Annotated in this window: 20 protein-coding genes; 10 read left to right on the top strand and 10 right to left on the bottom strand. The window is 61.4% G+C overall.

What is annotated here, in order from left to right; translation table 11 throughout:
- Window positions 1-239 precede the first annotated feature (239 nt).
- On the top strand, window positions 240-1,148 hold the full coding sequence (glsB, locus tag IF189_RS16815; protein ID WP_096820185.1) for a glutaminase B: 909 nt from the start codon (window positions 240-242) through the stop codon (window positions 1,146-1,148).
- A 69-nt stretch (window positions 1,149-1,217) separates the two neighbouring features.
- Window positions 1,218-2,720 carry an aldehyde dehydrogenase family protein gene (locus tag IF189_RS16810; protein ID WP_192551954.1) on the top strand — a complete coding sequence of 501 codons (1,503 nt, stop codon included), beginning with the start codon at window positions 1,218-1,220 and terminating at the stop codon, window positions 2,718-2,720.
- A gap of 47 nt (window positions 2,721-2,767) precedes the next feature.
- On the opposite strand, the gene IF189_RS16805 is transcribed toward IF189_RS16810, so the two are convergent.
- From IF189_RS16805 to cynS, 4 genes are all read right to left on the bottom strand, one after another.
- Window positions 2,768-3,541 (bottom strand): alpha/beta fold hydrolase, encoded by a 774-nt coding sequence (locus IF189_RS16805; protein ID WP_192551953.1) that lies wholly within the window; start codon window positions 3,539-3,541, stop codon window positions 2,768-2,770.
- A 171-nt stretch (window positions 3,542-3,712) separates the two neighbouring features.
- Entirely contained in the window at window positions 3,713-4,372 is a 660-nt protein-coding gene (locus IF189_RS16800; protein WP_192551952.1) for a carbonic anhydrase, read from the bottom strand.
- A gap of 12 nt (window positions 4,373-4,384) precedes the next feature.
- Window positions 4,385-4,627, bottom strand: a complete 243-nt coding sequence (locus IF189_RS16795; protein WP_192551951.1) for a DUF2790 domain-containing protein — start codon at window positions 4,625-4,627, stop codon at window positions 4,385-4,387.
- Window positions 4,628-4,710: 83 nt separating this feature from the next.
- Window positions 4,711-5,175 carry a cyanase gene (cynS, locus tag IF189_RS16790; RefSeq protein ID WP_011334741.1) on the bottom strand — a complete coding sequence of 155 codons (465 nt, stop codon included), beginning with the start codon at window positions 5,173-5,175 and terminating at the stop codon, window positions 4,711-4,713.
- A gap of 120 nt (window positions 5,176-5,295) precedes the next feature.
- Here cynS and cynR point away from each other — a divergent pair, with 120 nt between their 5' ends.
- The gene (gene cynR / locus IF189_RS16785) at window positions 5,296-6,174 is read left to right on the top strand and encodes a transcriptional regulator CynR (RefSeq protein WP_192551950.1); all 879 of its coding nucleotides are present in this window, start codon (window positions 5,296-5,298) and stop codon (window positions 6,172-6,174) included.
- A 74-nt stretch (window positions 6,175-6,248) separates the two neighbouring features.
- On the opposite strand, the gene IF189_RS16780 is transcribed toward cynR, so the two are convergent.
- Window positions 6,249-6,578 carry a hypothetical protein gene (locus tag IF189_RS16780; protein WP_047293552.1) on the bottom strand — a complete coding sequence of 110 codons (330 nt, stop codon included), beginning with the start codon at window positions 6,576-6,578 and terminating at the stop codon, window positions 6,249-6,251.
- Between the two features lie 127 nt (window positions 6,579-6,705).
- On the opposite strand from IF189_RS16780, the gene IF189_RS16775 reads away from it, so the two are divergent.
- On the top strand, window positions 6,706-7,077 hold the full coding sequence (locus IF189_RS16775) for a hypothetical protein (protein WP_085654241.1): 372 nt from the start codon (window positions 6,706-6,708) through the stop codon (window positions 7,075-7,077).
- Window positions 7,078-7,089: 12 nt separating this feature from the next.
- Here IF189_RS16775 and IF189_RS16770 read toward each other — a convergent pair whose 3' ends face one another.
- Together IF189_RS16770 and IF189_RS16765 are read right to left on the bottom strand one after the other, a co-directional pair.
- Window positions 7,090-7,593, bottom strand: a complete 504-nt coding sequence (locus tag IF189_RS16770; RefSeq protein WP_085711451.1) for a GNAT family N-acetyltransferase — start codon at window positions 7,591-7,593, stop codon at window positions 7,090-7,092.
- A 47-nt stretch (window positions 7,594-7,640) separates the two neighbouring features.
- Window positions 7,641-9,584, bottom strand: coding sequence for a DNA topoisomerase III (locus IF189_RS16765; protein ID WP_192551949.1), 1,944 nt, complete (start codon window positions 9,582-9,584; stop codon window positions 7,641-7,643).
- A gap of 279 nt (window positions 9,585-9,863) precedes the next feature.
- On the opposite strand from IF189_RS16765, the gene IF189_RS16760 reads away from it, so the two are divergent.
- Both IF189_RS16760 and IF189_RS16755 read left to right on the top strand, forming a co-directional pair.
- Complete coding sequence (locus IF189_RS16760; protein ID WP_192551948.1) at window positions 9,864-11,270, top strand: serralysin family metalloprotease; 1,407 nt, start codon at window positions 9,864-9,866, stop codon at window positions 11,268-11,270.
- A gap of 138 nt (window positions 11,271-11,408) precedes the next feature.
- Window positions 11,409-11,777 (top strand): DUF427 domain-containing protein, encoded by a 369-nt coding sequence (locus IF189_RS16755; protein ID WP_192551947.1) that lies wholly within the window; start codon window positions 11,409-11,411, stop codon window positions 11,775-11,777.
- A 48-nt stretch (window positions 11,778-11,825) separates the two neighbouring features.
- Here the strand turns inward: IF189_RS16755 and IF189_RS16750 are convergent, their stop codons facing one another.
- Entirely contained in the window at window positions 11,826-13,448 is a 1,623-nt protein-coding gene (locus IF189_RS16750) for an MFS transporter (protein ID WP_192551946.1), read from the bottom strand.
- 70 nt (window positions 13,449-13,518) lie between these two features.
- Window positions 13,519-15,165 carry a GMC family oxidoreductase gene (locus tag IF189_RS16745; RefSeq protein ID WP_192551945.1) on the bottom strand — a complete coding sequence of 549 codons (1,647 nt, stop codon included), beginning with the start codon at window positions 15,163-15,165 and terminating at the stop codon, window positions 13,519-13,521.
- A gap of 133 nt (window positions 15,166-15,298) precedes the next feature.
- Between IF189_RS16745 and IF189_RS16740 the strand changes: the two genes are divergently transcribed.
- Window positions 15,299-16,183 (top strand): LysR family transcriptional regulator, encoded by an 885-nt coding sequence (locus tag IF189_RS16740; RefSeq protein ID WP_134826361.1) that lies wholly within the window; start codon window positions 15,299-15,301, stop codon window positions 16,181-16,183.
- Between the two features lie 17 nt (window positions 16,184-16,200).
- Here IF189_RS16740 and IF189_RS16735 read toward each other — a convergent pair whose 3' ends face one another.
- A complete protein-coding gene (locus IF189_RS16735; protein ID WP_134826362.1) occupies window positions 16,201-16,602 on the bottom strand; it encodes a carbohydrate-binding module family 20 domain-containing protein in 402 nt (133 codons plus the stop codon).
- A gap of 253 nt (window positions 16,603-16,855) precedes the next feature.
- Here IF189_RS16735 and IF189_RS16730 point away from each other — a divergent pair, with 253 nt between their 5' ends.
- From IF189_RS16730 to IF189_RS16720, 3 genes are all read left to right on the top strand, one after another.
- A complete protein-coding gene (locus IF189_RS16730) occupies window positions 16,856-18,118 on the top strand; it encodes an MFS transporter (RefSeq protein ID WP_192551944.1) in 1,263 nt (420 codons plus the stop codon).
- An 85-nt stretch (window positions 18,119-18,203) separates the two neighbouring features.
- Window positions 18,204-18,419: a DUF4287 domain-containing protein gene (locus IF189_RS16725; RefSeq protein WP_192551943.1), complete on the top strand. Its 216-nt coding sequence runs from the start codon at window positions 18,204-18,206 to the stop codon at window positions 18,417-18,419.
- A gap of 103 nt (window positions 18,420-18,522) precedes the next feature.
- Window positions 18,523-20,211, top strand: a complete 1,689-nt coding sequence (locus IF189_RS16720) for a DUF2599 domain-containing protein (RefSeq protein ID WP_192551942.1) — start codon at window positions 18,523-18,525, stop codon at window positions 20,209-20,211.
- Window positions 20,212-20,216: the final 5 nt, after the last annotated feature.

The raw sequence follows: 20,216 nt of genomic DNA, 5'->3' as shown, positions 1-20,216 counted from the left end.
TGAATCTCCGATAAGAAATGTGAGTTCAAAGGCTTGATCGGGGCTGCCGATCGACAGGCTCATTTGAACGTCGGGCTGTATCGGGGATGTGTCGTCAGCGGGGGGATTTGTGCTTGTCGTGTGTCCGGGCCTGCGCCGTATACAGTGCGATACACGAAGGCGGTGTGATTCGGCCGGCGGGCGCAGCGTCTAGCCACCGTGTCCCCGCAATCCCATGGGGCGAGACTTCGAGACCCGGCATGCAAGCGCTGTTGAACGAGATCCTTGACGCTGTCCGGCCCCTGATCGGGCAGGGCAAGGTGGCTGACTACATTCCCGCCCTCGGCACCGTGCCGCCCGACCAGTTGGGCATCGCCGTGTATGGCAACGACGGCGAAATGTATTGCGCCGGTGATGCCGAGACGCTGTTCTCGGTGCAGAGTATTTCCAAGGTGTTCAGCCTGGTGCAGGCCATCGAACACTCCGGCGAGGCGATCTGGGAACGCCTGGGCCACGAGCCGTCGGGCCAGCCGTTCAACTCGCTGGTGCAGCTGGAATTCGAACGCGGCCGCCCGCGCAATCCGTTCATCAATGCCGGGGCACTGGTGATCTGCGACATCAACCAGTCGCGCTTCGCGGCGCCGGCCTTGTCGATGCGCGATTTCGTGCGACGGCTGTCGGGCAATCCTCAGGTGATGGTCGACGGCAAAGTGGCCGAGTCCGAATACCAGCACCGCGCACGCAACGCGGCGATGGCCTACCTGATGCAATCCTTCGGCAATTTCCACAACGACGTCGAAGCGGTGCTGCGCAGCTACTTCAGTCACTGCGCGTTGCGCATGAGCTGCATCGACCTGGCCCGGGCGTTCTGCTTCCTGGCCAACGACGGCTATTGCAAACACAGCGGCGAACAGATCCTGACCCGCCGCCAGACCCAGCAAGTCAACTCGATCATGGCCACCAGCGGTCTGTACGACGAAGCCGGCAACTTTGCCTACCGCGTCGGTCTGCCGGGCAAGAGCGGTGTCGGTGGCGGCATCGTCGCGGTGGTGCCGGGGCAGTTCACAGTGTGCGTGTGGTCGCCGGAACTCAACGCGGCGGGTAACTCGCTGGCGGGGATGGCGGCGCTGGAAATGCTCAGCTCGCGGATCGGCTGGTCGGTATTCTGAGCCTGTGTTGCTTTGAGGGTGGGCAAGCTATACATTTTCCGGCCGCCCTCAATATGGTGAATCCGCTCCATGTCTCTCGCGCTCGAACGTCTCGTCGCTGGCACGCCCATCCCTTTCGCCGGTAACCGCGTCACCGTGGTCAGCCCCGAACTGGCCGAGCGTTTCCGACCCGGCGACCACCTGTTGGTGGAGCAGGTGAGCGGTGAGCTGTTGCTGATTCCGGTGGTGGATCAGCAGGCCGCTTCGGTTGCGATCGAACGTGCAGCGGCAGCGTTTACTGCGTTGTCCGCGGTGTCGGATGAAGCGATCAGTCGTTTCTTCGATCTGTTCGCTCAACGGCTGGAAAGCCCTGACGCCTGGGCGCTGATCGAAAGCGCCAACCTCGCTGACATCGAACGGGCCAAGGCCCGCGGTCGGTCCACCACCCGGTTGCTCGCTGACGAGCGCATGCGCCGCGACATGATCGCCGGCCTGCGCGCCTGGCGTGATGCGCCGGCCACTCGCGGCAAAGTAATCAGCAGCGTCGAACATGACGGCTGGAAGGTCGAGCAGGTGGTGTCGCCGTTGGGCATCGTCGCGTTTGTGTTCGAAGGTCGGCCGAACGTCTTCGCCGACGCCGCTGGCGTACTGCGTACCGGCAACACCGCCGTGCTGCGCATAGGCAGCGATGCGCTGGGCACTGCGCAAGCCATCGTCACTCACGCCCTGAACCCGGCGCTGGCCGATGCCGGCCTGCCGGCGGGTGCGGTGTCGCTGGTCGAGAGCGTCAACCACGCCGCCGGTTGGGCGATGTTCGCCGACCGGCGTCTGTCGCTGGCCGTGGCCCGAGGTTCGGGCCGTGCAGTCAGCCAGTTGGGCAGCATCGCCCAGCAGGCCGGCACCGCCGTCAGCCTGCACGGCACCGGTGGCGCATGGCTGATCGCCGATCGCGATGCCGACGCCAAGCGCTTCGCTGCTGTGGTGCGCAACTCGCTGGATCGCAAGGTCTGCAACACCCTCAACGTCTGCCTGATCCAGCGCGACCGCGCCGCCGAACTGGTGCCGTTGTTCCTCGATGCCTTGCAGCAAGCCGGCACCGCGCGCGGTCAGGGCTGCAAGTTGCACATCGTCGAAGGCAGTGAAGGTTATCTGCCGAGCGACTGGCAGAACGCGACGGTCGAGGTCTATCGCGCCGAGGGTTACCAGACTGAAGCCCTGGCCGAGCCATTGCCTGAGGCGCAACTGGGCCGCGAGTGGGAATGGGAAGAAACCCCGGAAACCAGCCTGATGATCGTCGATGATCTGGATCAGGCCATCGCACTGTTCAACCGCTACAGCCCGCAGTTCACCGTGTCGCTGATCAGCGAGGACGCTGCCGTTCAGGAGCGTTTCTACAGCGCGGTCAACGCGCCGTTCGTGGGCAACGGCATTACCCGTTGGGTCGACGGCCAGTACGCGCTGAACAAGCCGGAGCTGGGCCTTTCGAACTGGGAAAGCGGTCGCCTGTTTGCCCGTAGCGCGATTCTTTCGGGTGACGGTGTCTTCACTGTGCGCAGCCGCATGACGCAGGTCGATCTGGGCGTAAAACGCTAAAACCAGAACGCCGCGCCTGTCGCAATGACAGGTGCGGCGTTTTCGTTTCACTGGGCGGTGGCGGCGGATTCGATCAGGCTGGCCACGGCTTTCGGATTCGACACCATCACCACATGGGACGCGCCCTTGACCACCACGGTCTTTTTGGCGTGCGCCCGTTCGGCCATGAACGCCATGGCTTGCGGCGGGATGTTCTTGTCCTTGTCGCCGTACACGAACCACGACGGAATCGATTTCCACGCCGGCTCGCTGGCCGCTTCGTTCAGCGCGACCTCGGTGACCGGGCGCTGGGTGGCGGCCATCAGTTTCGCTTCGGCGTTCGGTACATCGGCGGCGAACTGGTCGTGGAACTTGTCCTGCTGGATATACAGATCCTTGCCACCGTCCTTCAATGCTACGGGCGGCGCAAGGGTCGGGCCGAGGGTGCTGCCGGGGAATTTGCCGGCTAGTCCGGCCACGGTTTCACCCGCTTCGGGCGCCAGTGCCGCGACATACACCAGCGCCTTGACGTTGGTATTGCCATAAGCGGCTTCACTGATCACCGGCCCGCCGTAGGAATGGCCGACCAGCACCACCGGCGATTTGATCCCGGCCAGCACGTCGGCGACCGATTGCGCATCACCCTTGAGCGTGCGCAGCGGGTTGGCGGCGGCGATTACCGGATAACCGTCCTTTTCCAGAATCTTCACCACACCGTTCCAGCTGCTGGAATCGGCAAAGGCACCGTGCACCAGCACCACGGTAGGTTTCTCGGCGGCCATCGCCGAAGTGGCGCCGGCCATGGCGGCGGCGAGGGCCAAACCTGCAAACAACTTGTTCATCGGGTGTTCCTTGTGTCGGGAGGAGGGATGCAGCGTTCGGGCTTATTCAAGGCGTCGGCTGTATCGGGGATGTGTCCGCCTCCCGGCGCGGGTGCATGAAACTGTGTCTGGCGGGGCGTTGGCTACACGCTGATACAAAGCGAACGCCCCGGCAGGTGCGGGGCGTTTGGTTCAGGCGGCATTGACCGTTTGGCCATGCACTGCGCAGATCGACGGTTGCTCGGCCAGCGAGACGAAGGTGCGACGGTCGGCGGTGAGGGCATCGATGGAGCCGGTCTCGATGTCGTAGACCCAGCCGTGCAGGTTCAACAGGCCTTTCTCCTGGGCCAAACGCACGCTCGGATGAGTCTGAATGTTCGCCAGTTGCGCGATCACGTTCTCGCGCACCATCGAACTGAGCTTGGCGGCGTCATTGGCGTGTGGCCGTGATTCGTTGACCACTTTCGCCGATTCGGCATGTTGCAGCCAGCCGCTGACGGCGGGCAGGTGATCCATGCATTTGCACTGGGCGATGGCAGTCATCGCGCCGCAATCGGAGTGGCCGCAGATCACGATGTCGGTCACGCCGAGCACGGCCACCGCGTATTCCACCGTTGCCGAAACCCCGCCCGGATGCGGGCTGTAGGAGGGTACGATATTGCCGGCGTTGCGGATCACGAACAGTTCGCCGGGTTCTTGTTGGGTCAGCAGCTCGGGCACGACACGGCTGTCGGAGCAAGTGATGAACAAGGTGCCCGGGGTCTGGGTCGTGGCGAGGTATTTGAACAGTTCGGTGCGTTGCGGAAACGCTTCGCTCTGGAACTTCAGGAAGCCTTCGATCAGGTTTTTCATGGTGTTGTCCTCTCAGTTCGAACAGCCAGTACCGAATTCGCTGTATTGAAGAATGTGTTTTGCGCCGTGACTGTCGAGGTAGGTCATCTCGACCGGCACTACGCCGCAGATGTCGGCTACCGGGGTGATGCTCACGACTTGCGCGATGTCCAGTTGCATGCCGTAGCGATAGGCGACGGCCTCTTCATCAGCCTGGGCCTGGGCCTGGGCGGCGAGGCCGGCGAGCAGGGCCAGGGACAGCAGGATTTTTTGCATGGGGCAGCCTCCAGACAGATGTGGTGACGACTTGGCAATTCAGGTTTGGATGGGCCCGCACGCGGGGTGCGGGCCCGGAGGGATCAGAACGGACGCAGCGGGAGGAACTTGCCGTCGAGGGTGACCACGGCGCGGGAACCGCCTTCAGGGTCTTCGACTTTCTTGATGTCGAGCTTGAAGTTGATCGCGCTGATGATGCCGTCGCCGAACTGCTCGTGAACCAGTGCCTTCAAAGTGGTGCCGTAGATCTGGATCATCTCGTGGAAACGGTAGATGGTCGGGTCGGTCGGCACACCGTCGAGGCTGCCGCGCAGCGGGATGATTTGCAGGGCGGCGACGTCTTCGGCGCTCAGTTCCAGCTTGTCACCGACCACTTCGGCGGCGGCTTTTGGCAGCGGGTGCTGGCCGAGGAGGGCGGCGGTGACGTAGGCCAGGCTCAGGCCGGTGCCGTCGGCCAGATCCTGCCACGACAGGTTTTTCTGTGCCTTGGCATCCAGGGCGCGGGTGGTCAGAGCGATGCGGCTGTCGTTGTAGGCTTGGGATTGCATGGTGCTTCTCCTTTCGGGGTTGGCTTGCTGTGTGGGGTTCATCTTCTGCCGATTGATCCATAGCGTCCAAGACCGATATACAATGCAAAGCATAAGCACTGCCTATAGATGGAGAGCCCCATGCTGCTGCGACATTTGCGATATCTGCTGGCCGTGGCCGATCACGGTGGTTTCACCCGGGCGGCCGAGGCTCTGCATGTGTCGCAGCCGACCCTGTCGCAACAGATCCGCCAACTGGAAGAAAGCCTCGGTGTGGATCTGTTCGATCGCACCTCGCGTTCGGTCAAACCCACTGACGCCGGGCAGGCTTACATCGAATGCGCGCGGCGGGTGCTGGTGGAACTGGAGGCGGGCAAGCGTGCGTTGCATGACGTGAAGGACTTGTCCCGAGGCTCGCTGCGCCTGGCCATGACACCGACATTCATGGCGTATCTGGTGGGACCGTTGGTGCGTGACTACGTGGCGCGGTATCCGGGGATTCATCTGGAGATTTTCGAGCTGTCGATGGATGACATCGAGGCGGGGCTGGCGGATGACTCGCTGGATATCGCGATTGCCTTCACCCCGGTGCGCAATCCGGACATTGAATGCATTCCGGCGTTTGTCGAGACGCTGGGGGTGATGGTCGGGCGGGAGCATCCGTTGTATGACAGCTCATTGGTTCTGAGCCCCAATGACATCGCGCAACTTGATTTCGCACTGTTGGCGCCGGGTTACATCACCCGGGTGTCCGTCGATGAGTACTTTCGCCAACACGGCATCACGCCCAAGGTGCAGATCGAGGTGAATTCGGTGAGTACCTTGCTCGAAGTGATCCGGCATGCGCCGTTAGCGACCATGTTGCCGGAGGCGATAGCCACGGAGGATCGGGCGTTGCGCCGGTTGCGTGTGGAGAGTGAGGCGCCGCAGCGGGGGGCAGCGTTGTTGCGGCGCAAGAATAACTATCACAGTGCGGCGGCGGTGGCGTTCATGGAGATGGTGTTGGAAAGCCGTTCATGAGCACTGTTTGTTATCTATAAAAAAGGGCCTGCTCCTTATCGGAAGCAGGCCCTTTTGTTTACTGAAGATTCAACTTAGCAGAACCGATCAATCACCCGGACTTCGTTCTTGTTCTGCATCGAGTCCCACGCCTGTTTCAGCGTTTGCAGAACATTACCGATGAAGTCCTTGTCGGCCGCGGCTTTCTTGCCGACATAGCCGTGGCCGCGGCGGTACATCTTCAGGCGGGCCAGCAGGTTCTGGTTGTTCCGGTCGAACTCTTCTTCACCAGCATGGGGCGACAGGCAGTCGATATGGACCTGACCCGACTTGCTGATCCACAGAATATGGCTGTCGTGGCTGTCTTTTTGCGCAGCGAACATACGAGCCAGTTCTTCGATAGTAGGTTGATTGTTCAGATTCATGATATTGCCCCTTGACCAGTCTGGTGATCTTTCAAAGTTGATTCGCTAATACAGGTAGCCCATCGGTTAGTTGATCCCTGGCACCGAAACCAGGACGTCAGCGGTCGCCCGTGTGAAGTACGGGGTCATGCGTCTGTTGCATGTAGTCGTGTTGAATAACTGCTACGCAATAGCGTCACAACGAGGAGAAGCAGCGAAAACCGGGAGGCTCCTTGACGACGTTTTCAGGGTCGACCACAAGCGTCTTGAGAATTTTCGCCAGCGCTTCTCGTCCTTGTACTGGACGTTCAGGCCAGGTCAGCTTCTTCAATCTGCCTTGTGGGCAGCGTGTATCCGGAAAAAACAGCTCGGCGGTCAGACGAGCTTGCTCAAGCGTGTTGCCAGTGCTCCCGATCGGGGAGACGTCTGCATCATGCAAAAGCCAAACGACGCCGTCAACGGTTTTGTAGTGATTATTTTTGCTCACTACATATTGTCGGACAAAGTCATTCTGGAATGAGAAAAGTGCCGTTCAGGCAGCGTGAGAAGGGCTGCGCAGGCAGTAGAAGGTGCAGGGGTAACCGTCCACGGTTTTCTGCTGGCGAGTGAAGTCGCCGCCGCTCACCTCAGGGATCACCCTGGCCCAGAACCGCTGTGCAGGCAGGTTGGCGTCGACATGGAAAATCTGCCATTGACCGGGCAAATGGCTCAAGAGGGCAGAGGCGACAAACTGCGCGACGCCTTGGCCACGCCAGCGTCGGCTGACGAAGAAATAGCCGATGTTGTAGTCGGCGCCTTCGATGAGGATATGGTCGTCCACGGTCACGAACCCCGCCAACTCGCCGTCGACGTGAATCAGGAACGGCCGGGTTGCCGGCTGGCGCCAGTAATCGTCTTTCAACTGGATCGGGAAGAAACCATGCCCGCCCAGCTTCAGCGGCAGCCACTCACTGAAGTCGTAGGTGTAGAACTGCATCAGGTTTTCGATGGTGTCCAGTTCGTCGCGCCGGGCGACGCGCAGTTCGATGACAGACATGCCGCTGGCTCCTGACAATCACTGCAGAAACAGTAGCGCGCAACAGGCTATTTGGCAGCCGGTTTTGCCTTACGTTTGCTGGTTCCGGCGGTTTTGCGCCGGGTGGTCTTGCGCTTGTTCTTCCACGGCTCTGCAGCTTTTCCGGCAGGCGGCGGGCCGCTGATGGTCAGGCTCAGCCCGGCACAACGGGTCACTTGCTTGCTCATCCACGCGGCCTGTTTGGTGACGAACTCTTCCAGACTCATTTCGCCGCTCTGCACCATGTCCAGCGCCTGTTCCCAGATCGCGGTGGTGCCGGGATCGGCAATCGCCCGAGGCACCGCATCGATCAGGCTGAACGCTGCGGGCGTGGCGGATAACGCCTTGCCGTTCTTCACCAGATAACCGCGATCCAGCAGGCCCTGGATGATCGAGGCGCGGGTGGCTTCGGTGCCGATGCCGGTAGTGTCCTTGAGTTTCTGTTTGAGCAGCGGGTCTTCCACCAGTTTGGCGACGTTCTTCATTGCCTTGATCAGATCGCCTTCGGTGTAGGGCTTGGGCGGTTGCGTCCACAGGTCCTTGAGCTTCACGTCAGCCACGGCGCACTCGGCACCCTGGGTCAGCGTCGGCAGGGTTTGTGGCGCGGGGGCTTCACGGCCCTTGGCCGGGGCCAGTGCTTCCGGCAGTGCGCGTTTCCAGCCCGGTTCGATGATCTGCTTGCCAACGGCGCGCAGGGCTTCACCGGCGCAGTCGAAATCGGCCTGGGTGCGATCGTATTCATGATTGGGCAGGAATTGCGCCAGATACCGCGCGCGAATCAGCGTGTAGACCGCCCGGTGCTTACCGCTCAGGCGTTCCAGATTCTTGGCGGCGGCGGTGGGGATGATGCCGTGGTGGGCGCTGACCTTGGCGTCGTTCCAGGCGCGGGAGCGGCGCTGCGGCTCCAGATGATCGCGCAAGGCTTCGAGGCCCGGATCGGCCTGGCGCAGCGCAGAGAGAATCCCCGGCGCCTCGCTGTGCTGGCTCAGGGGCAGGTAGCCGCAATCGCTGCGCGGGTAGGTGATGACTTTGTAGGTTTCGTAGAGGGCCTGGGCGATGTCGAGGGTTTCCTGGGCTCCGAGGCCGAGCTTCTTCGAGCAGACTTCCTGCAAGGTGCCGAGATCGAAGGGCAGGGGCGCCACTTCGCGTATGCGCTCGGTACGCAGCTTGACCACCCGCGCGCTGGCGGCGCTGCTGATTGCGGCGGCCGCTTGCTGCGCGAGGGCCTGATTGAGGCAGCGATCCTGATCGTCACAGGCATCGTTCGGTGCACGCCATTGCGCCGTAAAATCCGTGCCGTCATGCAGCAGTTGCACATCGATCGCCCAGTACGCGACGGGTATGAAATCGGCAATGCTGCGGTCGCGATCCACCACCAGCCGCAGGGTCGGCGTCTGCACCCGGCCCACCGGCAACACGCCCTGATAGCCCGATTGCCGGCCGAGCAGGGTGAACAGGCGACTCATGTTCATCCCGATCAGCCAGTCCGCTCGCGAGCGCCCCAATGCCGAGTGATACAGGCTGAAAGTTTCAGCGCCCGGTTTGAGGGCCGCCAACGCCTTGCGGATCGAAGCTTCGTCCAGCGCCGACAGCCACAAGCGGCGGATCGGCCCGCGATAGCGGCAATGTTCCACCAGCTCCCGGGCGATCATCTCGCCCTCACGGTCGGCGTCGGTGGCGATGATCAGTTCGCTGGCCTCGCCGAGCAGGCGCTTGACTGCCTTGTACTGGCTGGCAGTGCGCGGCTTGACGGTCATTTTCCATTTGTCGGGGATGATCGGCAGGTCTGCCAGCACCCAGCGCTTGTATTTGGCGTCGTAGGCGTCCGGCGGGGCGGTTTCCAGCAAGTGGCCGATGCACCAGGTCACCGTGACGTCCGTTCCCAGCCAGCAGCCGTCGCCTCGGCGCCTGGCGCCCAGCACGGCCGCAATATCCTTGGCCTGGGAAGGTTTTTCACAGAGGTACAGCCGCATAACCACCGTCGTCGATCATTGCCCGAAGAGGCGCACAGAATGGCCTGAGTCGGGCGTCGGGGCAACTTTTATCTGTATGGATATACAGATAAAAGGATTGCCGGTCATGACAGCCCGCGTCGGGGCAATCGGGGACGTTATCGAGAAATTGAATGGCGCTCACGACCGGCACTGTGTCAGGTTCGAATCGCCTCAACAGGGCGAGTGACAGGACGATCTCGCCAGAAGATCGCCGTTTTACTGTCTGACACTGACTCTTCAGCAACAAGGACGTACACCATGTCTCAACCTTCCTCCCAGGCCAGCAGCGCCTTCACCGCGGTCGACACCTTCAGCCACCTGTATGACCGTGGCACCGGGACCGTCAACGGCAAACCGTCGTTCACCGCCGACCAGGCCGCCGATGAAATCCTGCGCAAGGGCATGTCGTGGCAGGACAAGAATGCCGACGGCAAGATTGATCTGACTTACACCTTCCTGACCGACAAACCGTCGAACTACAACCCGAAACTCGGCAACTTCAGCGAGTTCAGCGCCCAGCAGAAAGCCCAGGCTGTGCTGTCGATGCAATCGTGGTCGGACGTGGCCAAAGTCACCTTCACCGAAGGCAAGGGCGGCGACGGTCACATGACCTTCGGCAACTACGACGTCAGCACCGGCGGCGCGGCGTTCGCCTACCTGCCACAGGGCAGCAGCTATGACGGCCAGTCGTGGTACCTGATCAACGACCAATACCAGGTCAACAAGAACCCGGACACCAACAACTACGGGCGTCAGACCCTGACCCACGAAATCGGCCATACCCTCGGCCTGTCGCACCCGGGCGCCTACAACGCCGGCAACGGCAACCCGACCTACAACGACGCCAAGTACGCCGAAGACACCCGTGGCTACAGCCTGATGAGCTACTGGAGCGAAGCCAACACCGACCAGAACTTCAGCAAGGACGGCAGCGGCGCCTACGCTTCGGCTCCATTGCTGGACGATATCGTCGCGGTGCAGAAGCTCTACGGGGCCAACCTGGAAACCCGCGCCGATGACACCGTGTACGGCTTCAACTCCAACGCCGACCGCGACTACTACAGCGCTACTTCGAACACCTCCAAAGTGGTGTTCTCGGTGTGGGACGGCGGCGGCAACGACACCCTGGACTTCTCCGGCTTCAGCCAGAACCAGAAGATCAACCTCAACGAAGGTTCGTTCTCCGACGTCGGCGGCCTGGTGGGCAACGTGTCCATCGCTTATGGCGTCACCGTGGAAAACGCCATCGGCGGTTCGGGCAATGACCTGTTGATCGGCAACAGTGCGGCCAACGAACTGATCGGCGGTGCCGGCAACGACATCATCTACGGCGGTGGCGGCGGTGACACCCTGTGGGGCGGTGAAGGCGCGGACACCTTTGTGTTCGGCGCTGCCAGCGACTCGACCATGACCGCGCCGGACTGGATCATGGATTTCACCAGCGGCCTGGACAAGATCGACCTGTCGGGCATCGCCGGTTTCGCCACGGGTGCGGCCACGCTGAACTTCGTCAGCGGCTTCACCGGCCACGCGGGCGATGCGATCCTCACTTACTTCGCAGAGACCAACCAGACCAGCCTGATGATCGACCTGACCGGCCAGGGTTCGGTTGATTTCGCAGTAGGAATGGTGGGGCAGGCCGTGGCGACCGATATCGTCGCCTGATCTGAAAACGGAAAACCGCAGCCTTCGCCGGCTGCGGTTTTTTTATGGGCGGAAAAACCATTCGGCTGCGAACCCGACGTGATCCGGCCACATGGGTTATACCTGAAGCGCTCCCTTCGTCGCAGTCAGGAGAAACCGATGAAAACCTCCGGTCCCAGCCCCGTCATCACCATCGCCGAGCAGCCAGGTTGTGTGTTGGTGAAGTTCCATGGCATCCAGGTCGCCGCCTCGGCCCGCGCACTGGTGCTGCTCGAAGCCAATTACCCGCCGGTCTACTACATCCCCCGCGAAGACATCGACGAAAAGTACTTCGCCCGCACCGACCATACGAGTTATTGCCCGTACAAGGGCGACGCCAATTATTTCAGTCTGCAAGTGCCCGGGCATGAGGGGGCGAACGCGGTGTGGTCGTATGAACATCCGAAGATTTCGGTCAGCCAGATCAAGGATTACGTTGCGTTCTATCCTGATCAGGTGAAGTTTGAATTGCTGGGTCCGGAGCTCTGACAGGCCGGTTGTGGCGAGGGCGTGAAACCCCCGCCACAGGCTTCAGGATCAGTTCTTGTCGAGGTCGATATTCTTCGTTTCACGCAAGCAAATCATCCCCACCACCAGGCTCACCCCGGTAATCAGCACCGGGTACCACAGCCCATAGAAGATATCCCCGGTGTACACCACCAGCGCAAACGACACGGTCGGCAGGAAACCGCCGAACCAGCCGTTGCCGATGTGGTACGGCAGGGACATCGAGGTGTAGCGGATGCGGGTCGGGAACAGTTCGACCATCAGCGCAGCGAGCGGGCCGTAGCACATGGAGGAGATGATGATCAGGGCGACGATCAGGGCCACGATCATCGGCTTGTTGATCTGCTGCATGTCAGCCTGTTGCGGGTAGCCGGCGAGGGTGATTGCGCCGCGCAGGGCAGCTTCGTCGAAGCCGTCGAGTTTCACATCGCCGACGCTCACCTGCACCGCGCTGCCGGCCGGCGCTGCGACGCTGGAGTAGGGCAGGCCCTGCTTGACCAGGAAGGTCTTGACCTTGTCGCACGGGCTGTCGAATTTGGCTTTGCCCACCGGGTCGAACTGGAAGGTGCAGGTGGCCGGGTCGGCCACCACGGTGATCGGTGCCTGTTGGCTGGCGTGGTCGATGGCCGGGTTGGCGTAGTGGGCCAGGGATTTGAAGATCGGGAAGTACAGCGCGGTGGCCAGCAGCAGGCCGAGCATCAGCACCGGTTTGCGCCCGACCTTGTCCGACAGCCAGCCGAAAATGATGAAGAACGGCGCGCCGATCACCACGCTGATGATCAGCAGACTGTTGGCCACCGCCGGGTCCATTTTCAGGAATTGGGTGAGGAAGAACAGCACGTAGAACTGCGCGGCGTAGAAGGTCACCGCTTGCCCGGCGTTGATGCTGAAAAGCGCGATCAGCACGACTTTGAGGTTTTCCCATTTGCCGAAGGATTCGCGGATCGGCGCCTTGCTCGCCTTGCCTTCCTCTTTCATCTTCAGATAGGCCGGGGACTCGTGCAGGCTCAGACGAATCCAGGTGGAAATGCCCAGCAGCACGATCGACAGCAGGAACGGAATGCGCCAGCCCCAGACTTCGAACTGGTCACCGGTGAAGTAACGGCAACCGAGTACCACCAGCAGCGACAGCAGCAGGCCGAGGGTCGCGGTGGATTGAATCCAGCTTGTATGGAAACCCCGTTTGCCGATGGGTGCGTGCTCCGCCACGTAAGTCGCGGCGCCGCCGTACTCGCCGCCGAGGGCCAGGCCCTGAAGCATGCGCAGCACCACCAGAATGATCGGCGCGGCGATGCCGATGCTGGCGTAGGTTGGCAGCAGGCCCACCGCGAAGGTCGCCACACCCATCAGGATGATGGTCGCCAGGAACGTGTATTTGCGTCCGATCATGTCCCCCAACCGACCGAACACCAGCGCCCCGAACGGCCGCACGATGAAGCCCGCGGCAAACGCCATCAGCGCGAAGATGAACGCCGTGGTGTCGTTGACCCCGGCGAAGAACTGCTTGCTGATCACCGCCGCCAGGGCGCCGTAAAGAAAGAAGTCATACCACTCGAACACCGTCCCCAGGGACGAGGCGAAGATGACCTTTCGGGTATCGGGGCTGGCGTCCGCGCTGCGCACGGCGTCCAGCGGCTGAGCGTGTTCTGACATATCGGTATCCCTCACAGTGATTGTTTTTGTTGTTTCCACTGGTGTTGCGTGTCCGGGTGATGCGCGATGTCTACAGGGTGTGGGCCATTTCCGTTTTCGGTGTGATGTTCCTGGTCTCGGGGTTGAGCATCAGCTGTGCCGCTTTTTCAGCAATCATCAGCGTAGGCGAACACGTGTTGCCGGAGGTAATGCGCGGCATGATCGAGGCATCGGCAATCCGCAGACCGGGTACGCCATGCACGCGCAGCTGCGCATCGACCACCGCGTCCGCGTCGTTGCCCATGCGGCAGGTGCCGACCGGGTGGAAAATCGTTGTGCCTATCTTCGCCGCCGCTTCGTGCAGTTGTTCTTCGGTTTGCAGGCTGGCGCCGGGCAGGTACTCCACCGGGTTGAAGGCTTGCAGGGCCGGGGCGCCGACGATGCGCCGGGTCAGGCGAATCGCGTCGGCGGCCACGCGCAGGTCTTCGGGATGGCTCAGGTAATTGGGCTGAATCAGCGGCGCTGCTTGCGGGTCGGCGGAACGGATCTCGACCCGGCCACGACTCTGCGGGCGCAGATCACACACCGATGCGGTGAACGCGGGGAAGCTGTGCAACGGTTCGCCAAAACGTTCCAGCGACAATGGCTGCACGTGGTATTCGAGATTGGCCGAAGTCTGCTCCGGCCCCGAGCGGGCAAACGCGCCCAGCTGACTCGGCGCCATCGACAACGGCCCGCTGCGGTCATACAGATAACGCAGTCCCATGCCCATCTTGCCCCACACGCTGCCGGCGATCTGGTTGAGGGTGCGGGCGTTTTCCAGTTTGTAGATCAGCCGCAGTTGCAGGTGATCCTGCAGATTACCGCCGACGCCTGGCAGCTCATGTACCACGCCGATCCCAAGCTTCTCCAGCAGCGGACGCGGGCCGATCCCGGAGCGTTGCAGAATGCTCGGCGAGCCCACGGAGCCGGCGCACAGCACGATCTCCTTGCGCGCCTTGAAGCTCTTCTCCTGACCCTGCCAACGGGCACTGACTTTCGAGGCGCGACCGTCCTCGAACAGCACTCGATCCACCTCGACGTCTGTCAACACCGTGAGATTGGCCCGATCGCGAATCGGCTTCAGAAACGCCTTCGCCGCATTCCAGCGAACCCCGGCCTTCTGATTGACCTGAAAGTAGCCGCAACCTTCGTTGTCGCCCTGGTTGAAGTCATCGATGCTGGCGATGCCGCTTTGCTCGGCAGCGCTGCGGAACGCATCGAGAATTGGCCACGACAGGCGCTGGCGTTCGACCCGCCATTCACCTTTGTCACCATGAAAATCCGCCGCGCCGGCAAAGTGGTTTTCGCTCTGTTTGAACAGCGGCAGCACATCGTTCCAGGCCCAGCCCGGATTGCCCTCGGCGGCCCAGCCGTCGTAGTCGTTGGCCTGGCCGCGCATGTAGATCATGCCGTTGATCGACGAACAGCCGCCCAGCACCTTGCCGCGCGGATAACTCAGCGCGCGGCCATTGAGGCCCGGTTGTTCTTCGGTCTTGAAGCACCAGTCGGTGCGCGGGTTGCCGATGCAGAACAGGTAACCCACGGGGATGTGAATCCACGGATAGTTGTCGCGCCCGCCGGCCTCCAGCAACAGCACGCGCCGCTGCGGATCCGCCGACAGCCGATTGGCCAGCAAACAGCCGGCCGGCCCGGCGCCGACCACGATGTAATCGAATTCATCGAGGGAAGTCTGCATTCCCTGACCTCGCTTATTGTTTTTGTTGTCAGTCATCCTAGTTGTTAGCTTTCGTCAAAAGAATGTTAGTTTTTGCGCAGCCGCTGTGCGTTTTCAAACAGCGCTTCCTGACGATAGCCGACAAGGACAAGCCATGTTCGACTGGAACGACCTGCGGTTCTTTCTCGAATTGCAACGCAGCGGCCGTTTGCTTACCGCTGCCCGCCGCCTGAACACCACGCACGCCACCGTCGCCCGGCATATCGAGGCCATCGAAAAAAGCCTCGGCACCGCGCTGTTCGTTCAGCACGCCCAAGGCTATGAAATGACCCCGGCGGGGGAGGCACTGCTCAAACACGCCGAGGCCATGGAAAACGTCGCGCTGCTGGCCCAGGAAGAAATCACCCAGTCCACCGCGCCGCTGGGCAAGATCCGCGTCGGCGTGACGGAAGGGCTGGGCATCATGTTCCTCGCCAGCCGCATGATCGGGCTGTTCGAGCGTTATCCGGGGCTGGAAGTGGAACTGGTGGCGGTGCCGCGCTTCGTCAGCATCCTCAACCGCGAGGCGGAAATCAGCATTCACCTGGAACGGCCGGCGGCGGACATGCTGGTCACCCGCAAACTCACCGATTACCGGCTTGCGCTCTATGCCAGCCGAGCTTATCTCGACAATGCACCGCCGCTGCGCAGCCGCGAGGATCTTGGCCGGCATGCGTGGATCGGCTATGTGGATGATCTGCTGTTCAGTCAGGAGCTGATGTTTCTCAACAGCTTCTGCCGCAATCCGCGCGTGGTGTTTCACAGCACCAGCGTGATCGCCCAGCAGCAGGCGGCACGTTCGGGATTGGGAATTGCGGTGCTGCCTTGTTATATGGCGGCGTCGGATCCGGACCTGGTGGCGCTGCTGCCGGACGAGAGCATCGAGCGCAGTTACTGGATCAGCACGCGGCGGGAGTTGCACAAGTCGGTCAGGCTTCGAGTCGTCTGGGATTACGTTGTTGGCTTGTGCGAGGGGGAGCGTGAGTTATTGATGGGCTAGACAAGGCTTCGTTCGGCTCAGAACCGCCCAACACTTTTTGGTACTGGTTTGAAAGCCAGTGCCACGTGGTTATCGGAGCCGGGTTGCCACATTTGCACATCGCTAGGATTGGTTTCGTTGCGAACGATGCACTTCCAGGCCACATCGTCACCGGGGTTCGAGCCCTTGAATTGAATCGTACCTGCCCATGACGGGTAGGAAGCTGGATCGAGTTTTACGGCTTTGGCCGGATCCCAGCTGCCTAACTCCGGTGGTGCGCCGACCACGTAGACACTGTAGCCCTGTGTCGTTATGCCGTTATCGCATTGAAAATCCACATTGAGGGTGTACGTGAACGTAACGCTCTGTGCGCTGCTGAACAGGGTCAGCATCACCAGCAGGAGAATTCCCTGTGGCAATGGATGAAGAATCCGGAACATGCTGAACGCCTCGACTTACTATTGTTGAGTTGAGCCTATGCCCGGCCAAACGTTAAGTAACCTGACAGAACTGACAGTTCTTTAGAACACTTGGCGATAGCGTTGCAGGGTGCTCGTCAATTTCTTCTGCACTGCGCAGCTTTTGGGGCAAGTGCGCCTCACCGTTTCATGCAACTAAAATCCCCCGCAAAAGGTCATTCGATTTGCAGAGGTTGAGTCATCTCGCAGAACCTCGCCAACGAAGACGATACCCGTGGCCACTCACCTCGATCGCCGCAACAATCTGTCCCTCGACAGCCTGAATTTCTTCCTCGCCGACGTGCGTGACGGACTCGGTCCTTATCTGGCGATTTATCTGTTGGCGGTTCACCACTGGGAGCCGGCAAGTATCGGGCTGGTCATGACTATTGCCGGGATCGCCGCGCTCATCACCCAGACCCCGGCGGGTGCGCTGGTCGACAGCACACGCGTCAAACGGGCGCTGATTGCGATTGCCGCATTGGTGGTAACAGGAAGCTGTCTGCTGCTGCCATTCGTGACCTCATTCAGCCTCGTGGCCCTGACGCAAGCCATCAGCGCCGCTGCCGCTTCGATCTTCGCCCCGGCCATCTGCGCGATCACCCTCGGGATTACCGGACCTCGCGCGTTTACGCGCAGAACCGGGCGCAACGAAACCTTCAACCACGCCGGTAACGCCTGCGCCGCACTGCTGGCCGGTTTGTCCGCGTATCTGTTTGGCCCGGTCGCGGTGTTTTATTTGATGGCGGTCATGGCGCTGGCCAGTGTGATTGCTGTCTCGTTCGTATCGGCCGACGCCATTGACCACGATCTCGCCCGAGGTCTTTCACCCAGCGAAGCGGGGCAGGGCAAGCAGCCTTCGGGGCTTTCCGTATTGCTCACCAACCGGCCGCTGCTGATGTTCGCGATTTGCTGTGCGCTGTTTCATCTGGCGAACGCGGCGATGCTGCCACTGGTGAGTCAGAAGCTGGCGCAAGCCAATCTGCAGATGGCCACGCCGCTTACGTCCGCCTGCATCGTCGCGGCGCAAATGGTGATGGTGCCGGTCGCGTTGCTGGTGGGCGCGAAGGCCGATGTGTGGGGGCGCAAGCCGTTGCTGCTGGCGGGGTTCCTGATCCTGCCGCTGCGTGGCGTGTTGTATGTGCTGTCCAACGATCCGTGGTGGCTGGTTTCGGTGCAACTGCTTGATGGCATCGGCGCGGGGATTTTCGGTGCGCTGTTTCCGGTGGTGGTGAAAGACCTGACGCTGGGCACCGGGCACTTCAACGTCAGCCTTGGGGCGATTTCGACGGTGTTCGGTCTGGGTGCGGCGTTGAGCAACAGTCTGGCGGGGGTTGTGGTTCAGGAGGCGGGGTACAGTGCTGCGTTCCTGACGTTGGCAGGGGTAGCGATGGCGGCGCTGGTGCTGCTTTGGGTGGCGGTGCCGGAGACGGTGTCGCGGTCCGGTGCTGAACCTGACGGGTTGCCAGGACCTGTGCCGCCGATCGTTGCACCCTGACGCATGCCTGCACTGGACGACGCGACCAACCTGGCCTTCAATCTGTGAGTTCATAAAACTCCGTCGCAAACAGGGAGCTTGCAGCATGACCGAAGACACCAAAGTAAAAGGCCCGGCATCCTATTTTCCTTCAATCGAAAAGAAGTACGGCCAGCCCATCGATCACTGGCTGAAGCTTCTCGCCAGTATCACCGACAAAAAACACATGGAACTGGTCGCCTGGCTCAAGACCGAACACGGCATGGGCCACGGGCATGCGAACGCACTGGTCGCCCATCATCTGGCCAGCGGTAAAAAGTGAGGGCACTTTCACGACGTCCCGGCCAGCGGTTTGACCGTATGGATTGAGCTAACTACGCTGCTGTTCATGGAAGTGTCATCTCGCACGACAAGGAGTGTCGGTTATGCGTGCAGCCGTTCGTTCGCCTTTTATCCTGAGCCTGTTTCTGCCTCTGGCATTCAGCGCCGTGGCTGCCCAGCCACCGCTTGATCCGCTGGAAACCCTTAACCGCATCAACCGCAACTACAACACCCTCAAAGACTCCTGCCAGGAGCCCGACACCGGCGCCGCTCGCGGGCATTACTACTGCAGCGGTGTGACCCTGCGCATGGTCAACGACGGGCCGTTCAACCCGTGGGACTACAGCCCTTACGCGATCAAGATCGGCGCGACGTCCTACTCGTGGATTCGCAAGGATCTGAGCACGCGGATCCTCATTCACCCGGCCGGTTTGATCCTGCGCACACCCACCGATGCAGCGACGTTGAACCTGCCGGTCAAGGAGCAGGGCTTCACTTGCATCTACGCCTTCGATGGCGGCACCGGGCCGGAACGCAAGTGGTATGGCTGCGGCTTTTTCGACAGCCGCGAACCGCCGCGCGCTGCCCAGCCACCGATGAACAACAGGAACGCCGCACTGGCCTACGGCACCTGCGCAGAAGCGGGCGTGAACACCGCCGAACAGTGGACCAGCAAGTACACGGGGTTGATGAAAGGGCCGATCCAGTACAGCCAGTGCTCCTGGAACGCGGAAAAACCCAGCGACTGGAACGCGATGATCCGCGTCCACGAATCACGGGTGAACACCACCAACAAAGACCCCTTCGCCTTCAGTGCCCAGGTCAACGAATTCATGTTGAAGAACGCGTCGGCCACCAACGACGGCAGCGAAAACATGAAGTACATCGATGCCTTTATCTACAACGTCAACAGCACGCAGAACTTCGCCACCCGTGGCGATCAGGCGCCACCCAAACCGGAAAACGGCCTGAACAGTGCGCGCAATTTCCAGAAGAAACTCCAGGCCCAAGGCTACAGCGTGCCGATCCTGCGGCTGGACTTCACCAAGCCGCCGGAGCAGCGCTTCAGCTATGTGGCGGCGGATCAGGCGATCGATCTGTCGGTTGCCGGCAACGGCCAGCCTGCACCGGTGACGTCTCGCTACATTGCGTCGGCCAATTGGGTCGAACGCCACGACCCCGGCACCGGCAAAAACGAATGGACGCTCAACGTCACGCCCACCGCTCAGGGCAAGGCGATTCAGGCCAGCGATCAGGAAGCGTTGTACAAGGAACTGTTCGCCCTGCGCGGTGCCGACAGCCAGTGGCGCGACAACGAAAAATCTCCCGGCAGCATGCGTCAGCAACTCAGTTGCCTGGTGCAGAACTATCCAGGCAAAACCGAGTGGAACCTGGAGCCGTTCCGTCCCGTCGTCAGCCCACAGGAAGCCGCCAAGGCCGGTTGCAACCCGCTGCCGGCCAAGACGCCGCAGTACATTGCATCCGCCGACTGGGTCAAACGCTACGACCCGGGCACCCGTCAGGACGAGTGGACCTTGAGCGTTGTGCCGACCGCCGCCGGGCGCGCCTTGCCCAACGAGCAGATCGATGCCTTGTACCAGCAGTTGTTCGCCCTCAGAGGTGCCGATGACAACTGGCGCAGCAACGAGAAATCCGCCGGCAGCATGCGCCAGCAACTGAACTGCGTACTGGTGAATTACCGCGCCAAGACGCCGTGGAATCTTGAACCGTTCCGGCCTGCGCTTTCGGACGCCGAGACCCGGGCGGCGGGGTGCAATCCGGTGGCGCGTTAACTCGG

The sequence above is a fragment of the Pseudomonas sp. IzPS59 genome (assembly GCF_014863505.1).
Lineage (GTDB): Bacteria > Pseudomonadota > Gammaproteobacteria > Pseudomonadales > Pseudomonadaceae > Aquipseudomonas > Aquipseudomonas kribbensis.
Note: the sequence above shows the minus strand (reverse complement) of the source record. Positions and strands in the feature narration are given on the sequence as shown.